Below are 3959 nucleotides of genomic sequence, written 5' to 3' on the forward strand. Positions count from 1 at the left end.
CCTGTTTATCCAGGGCCACGCATTGTTTCTTCAAGGTATCGAGGCTTTTTTCCAAGGGTGTGCCGGTGAGCTCGCCCATGACTTCCTGAAACGTACGCCCCGGCTGCCAGTAACTGCCCCAAAAATATTGGTCAAACACCGTTTCGACACGACGCAACGCCACCTTGGTGTCCCAGATCAGCACCAACGTCTTGCCCTGTTCGAATTGTCTTTTTTTGATGCGCTGACCCTGGACTGAAGCCCAGGCCACCACCACGATTGCCATCACGGCAATGRGCGCGGTGGCGCTGTCGAGAAACACCAGCGCTTTATCGATCTGGTGAGCCAGCATGATGCCGTAGAAATAGGTGGCCGACAGCAAAACCAATGCCGCAATAGCGCACCAAAAACCAGGAGCGTAAGGGTTTTTCATTATTTTAATCCCCATGACCAACGCGAGCCTTGATCGATGAAATCAACACGCAACCTCATCAAATCAAAGCATAGCAACGGCCTCAGGGTTTGCTGGTGTTCGTGGCTTGCGTTCGTCCGCTTTCCCAGCCGCCGCCCAGTGCAAGGAACAAATCGATCTGGCTCATGGCAACTTGAGTGTTGGCAGAGGCCAGTTGTGCTCGCACATCGGTGTAGGTGCGGGTCGCCTGCAAGTCCGCCAGGAACGACTCGCGACCCGCCTGGAAGAAGCGATGCGTCTGGGCTGCCGCCAGTTGCGCTGATTGCTCGGCTTCGGCCAGTGCATCACGGCGTTGCAACAATGCCGTGTACTGGGCCAGGCCGGTCTGGGTTTCGCGAATGGCGTTGAGCACCACGCCATCAAAATGCGCCAGCGTACCTTGCGTTGTGGCTTCGGCCTCCCGGATTCGCGCGCGGGAACCGTTGGACGGCACCGTCCAGGTCAACAGTGGACCAAAGCCCCAGCGATTGGTCGATGCTTGCCCGAGGTTCTCCAGGAGACCGACGGTCCCGACGCTCGCTCCAATACTGATGTCCGGGTACAACTCGCCGGTAGCAATGCCGATTCCGGCAGTCGCCGCAGCCAACCGGCGCTCGGCCTGTCGCACATCCGGCCGACGCTTGAGCAGGGCTGCACCGTCACCGACTGGCAACAATTGGGTAATTTTCGGCAGTTCGGCGCAATCGCTGGTACCTGCCGGTAATTGGTCGACCGGTTTGGCGAGCAGCATCGACAAGCGAAATAAACCAGCCTGACGCGCCGCCTCGTATCGCGGCAAGTCGGCGCGCAAGGATTTGAATTGGGTTTGCGAACGGGTGACCTGGGTTTCATCGCCACGCCCGGCGTCACGCAAACGCTGGATCAGCGTTGTGCTCTGGGCCTGCAAATCGAGAGAGTGCTGAGCAATTTCCCGCTCTTCGTTGGCCGCACACACTTGGGTGTACGCCCGCACGACATCGGCTACCAAGGTGATTCGCGCCGTGTCCGCGGCGGCTTGCGTTGCATCGGCATTGGCTTTGGCCGCTTCGATACCGCGTTGCAAAGTGCCGAACAGGTCGAACTGATAAGAGGTGGTAATGCCGATATCGCCGACGTTGGCCACCGGTACTTTTTCGGGTAACAAAAAGGCTTCGCCGGATTCCTGCAAACGCTGGGCGCCGACCCTTACGCCACCGCTCCAGCCGCCCGCCGCCTGGGCTTCATCAACCTGAGCCCGCGCACGGGCAAGACTCGCCGCCGCCACGCGTAAATCAGTGTTGGACGCCATGGCTTGCTGCACCAGTTGGTCGAGGCGTGGATCTTTGTACATGCGCCACCAATCGCTGGGTACCGGCGCCGAAACGACATTTTTGTCGTTCGCAGCCAAGTCGCCCTGCAGGTCTTCACGGTGGATGGCCGCTTCGTCAGGCAGGTGGTAATCCGGGCCAACCACCTGACAGGCCGACAGCAGCAAACCTAATCCGGCAACCGCCAAACCTGACGCCCTGTTCATTTCGCCGGCTCCTGCGGTTGATCGTCGATGATCGAGACTGTCGCGGTGCGCCCGGCGATCATGCGGAAGTCCGCCGGGACATCATCGAAGGCAATCCGCACCGGAATCCGCTGCGCCAGGCGCACCCAGCTGAACGCCGGGTTGACGTTCGGCAACAGGTTGCTGCCGATGGTGCGGTCGCGGTCTTCAATACCGGCAACGATGCTTTCCACATGACCGCGCAGCCGCGCACGATCGCCGACCACCCGGATGTCGACGCTCTGGCCGACATGAATGCCGTTCAGTTTGGTTTCTTCGAAATATCCGTCGATGTGGAATGAATCGCTGTCCACTACCGACAACACCGGCCGCCCGGCCGTGACGAATTCCTGCACACGTGGTGCGCGGTCGTTGATGTAGCCGTCGACCGGGCTGCGGATGGTCGAACGGTCGAGGTTCAATTGAGCGCTGTCGACCGCTACTTGAGCTTCCRTCAACGCCACCTCGGCGCGAGCCACCCGGGACTGGCTTTCTTCCAATTGCTCGCCTGGCACCAAGTTGCCGAGCCCACGGTTACGCTTGGCTTCACGTTGCGCCTGAGCCAAGGTTTCCTGACGGTCGGCGACCGCCGCCTTGGCCTGGCGCAGGGCCAGTTTGAAACGGTCCTTATCGATGCTGAACAGCACCTGGCCGCGTTTGACCAATTGGTTGTCACGCACGTCCACTTGCTGAATCAACCCGGAGACGTCAGGGGCGATTTGCACGATGTCGGCACGGATATGCCCGTCGCGGGTCCACGGCGCAAACATGTAGTACATCACCATGCGCCAGACCACGACGACGGCGAAGGTCACGATCAACAGGGTCAGCACCACGCGACCCAAGGTCAAAAAAGGTTTTTTCATGTCATCAGGTATCGACTGAGTGAGTCCACGGCGCCGAGCAGCAAAGCGTAGAGAGCCACGTTGAACAATGCCCGGTGCCAGACCAGACGGTAAAAGTGCAGGCGCATCAGCACCCCGTGCACCAGCAGGTACAACACATACGTAATGCCCATCAGTACCAGCAGCGTGGGCAGAAACACCCCGCTGAGATCCACATCACCGATCATAAAGGCGCTCCATCGATGCCATGGGGCAGCGGTTCTTCGAGTTCGCCCGAGCCGACGAATTCCACGCCAGGCAATAAAGCCAGACGCAGGCCACTCAGGGCATGCAACAAATTCAGACGTGTGTCCTCTTCGCAGTCCATATCCAGAGCACGGCGGGTGCGGTCGAGGGTCATCAGCAACGGGCTGGGTGCCGGCAGGCGCTCAGCGGCCTTGAGACAGTCCTTGAAATACTCACCGACTTCCGCCACCACCTGATGCAGCAACGCCTGCGGGACACCGGCCACCCGCGGGGTGTAGGCCAGCAAGTCGAGCAGGTTCAGCGCCACGCGCACTTCTCGCAACGCGATGCCGGTGTCCTGGCCGGTCATGGCCAGACGCGGCAAGTGCTGCATCAGACGATCGAGCACTTTGATCCCCAATTGCCGGTGTTCGGCCAAAGTGGCCGGTTCGGTGAGGCTGACAATGTCGCGCCAACTGAATCGGGTCAGGCGCTTGGCTGCCAGTTCAGCACCAAACGGCCGGGCGATCAGGGTCCAGACGAAGGCAAACAACAACCCGATGGGACCGGCGAGGTTGGAGTTGGCAAAGCTGAGGAAGTCCGCGTCGTAGGCGCCTTGGATACTGATAAAGGACGAGGTGTTGACGAGGGTCAGCAGCATGCCCAGGTAAAACTGCGGCTTGACCGTCAGGGTGCCGATGATGATGAACGGCACGGCAAACGCCAGCACCAGCATCGGGAAGTCATGCAGGTTGGGCAGCACCAGAAACAGATACAGGCTGGCGAACACCACCGACATCGCGGTCCAGAAGAAGAACCGGTAAATCTGCGGCGCCGGGTCATCCATCGAGGCGAAAAAGCTGCACGCCACGGCGGCCATAATCACCGCGGCCCCGCCATCAGTCCAGCCAAGCAGAATCCACAGCAC

The 3959-nt window shown here is 60.1% G+C and carries 4 protein-coding genes and 1 pseudogene; all 5 read right to left on the reverse strand.

Annotated elements, in window-relative coordinates; genetic code table 11:
- Positions 1–412, reverse strand: a pseudogene (locus AC1DRJ_RS20795) (NADH:ubiquinone oxidoreductase subunit N); the annotation flags it as partial.
- 82 nt (positions 413–494) lie between these two features.
- Positions 495–1943 (reverse strand): efflux transporter outer membrane subunit, encoded by a 1449-nt coding sequence (locus AC1DRJ_RS20800; protein ID WP_477803794.1) that lies wholly within the window; start codon positions 1941–1943, stop codon positions 495–497.
- A complete protein-coding gene (locus AC1DRJ_RS20805) occupies positions 1940–2827 on the reverse strand; it encodes an efflux RND transporter periplasmic adaptor subunit (protein ID WP_477803795.1) in 888 nt (295 codons plus the stop codon). Before AC1DRJ_RS20805 ends, AC1DRJ_RS20800 begins: the two co-directional genes overlap by 4 nt.
- Positions 2824–3033 carry a DUF1656 domain-containing protein gene (locus tag AC1DRJ_RS20810; RefSeq protein WP_477803796.1) on the reverse strand — a complete coding sequence of 70 codons (210 nt, stop codon included), beginning with the start codon at positions 3031–3033 and terminating at the stop codon, positions 2824–2826. Before AC1DRJ_RS20810 ends, AC1DRJ_RS20805 begins: the two co-directional genes overlap by 4 nt.
- On the reverse strand, positions 3030–3959 hold a 930-nt coding region (locus AC1DRJ_RS20815), incomplete at its 5' end, for an FUSC family protein (RefSeq protein ID WP_477803797.1). The genes AC1DRJ_RS20815 and AC1DRJ_RS20810, both read right to left, overlap by 4 nt.

This window comes from Pseudomonas sp. P5_B2 (assembly GCF_056400445.1).

Excerpts from the sequence above, each read along its gene's own strand:
- AC1DRJ_RS20800 (WP_477803794.1), bottom strand. The coding sequence starts at position 1,943 with ATGAACAGGGCGTCAGGTTTGGCGGTTGCCGGATTAGGTTTGCTGCTG.
- AC1DRJ_RS20810 (WP_477803796.1), bottom strand. The coding sequence starts at position 3,033 with ATGATCGGTGATGTGGATCTCAGCGGGGTGTTTCTGCCCACGCTGCTG.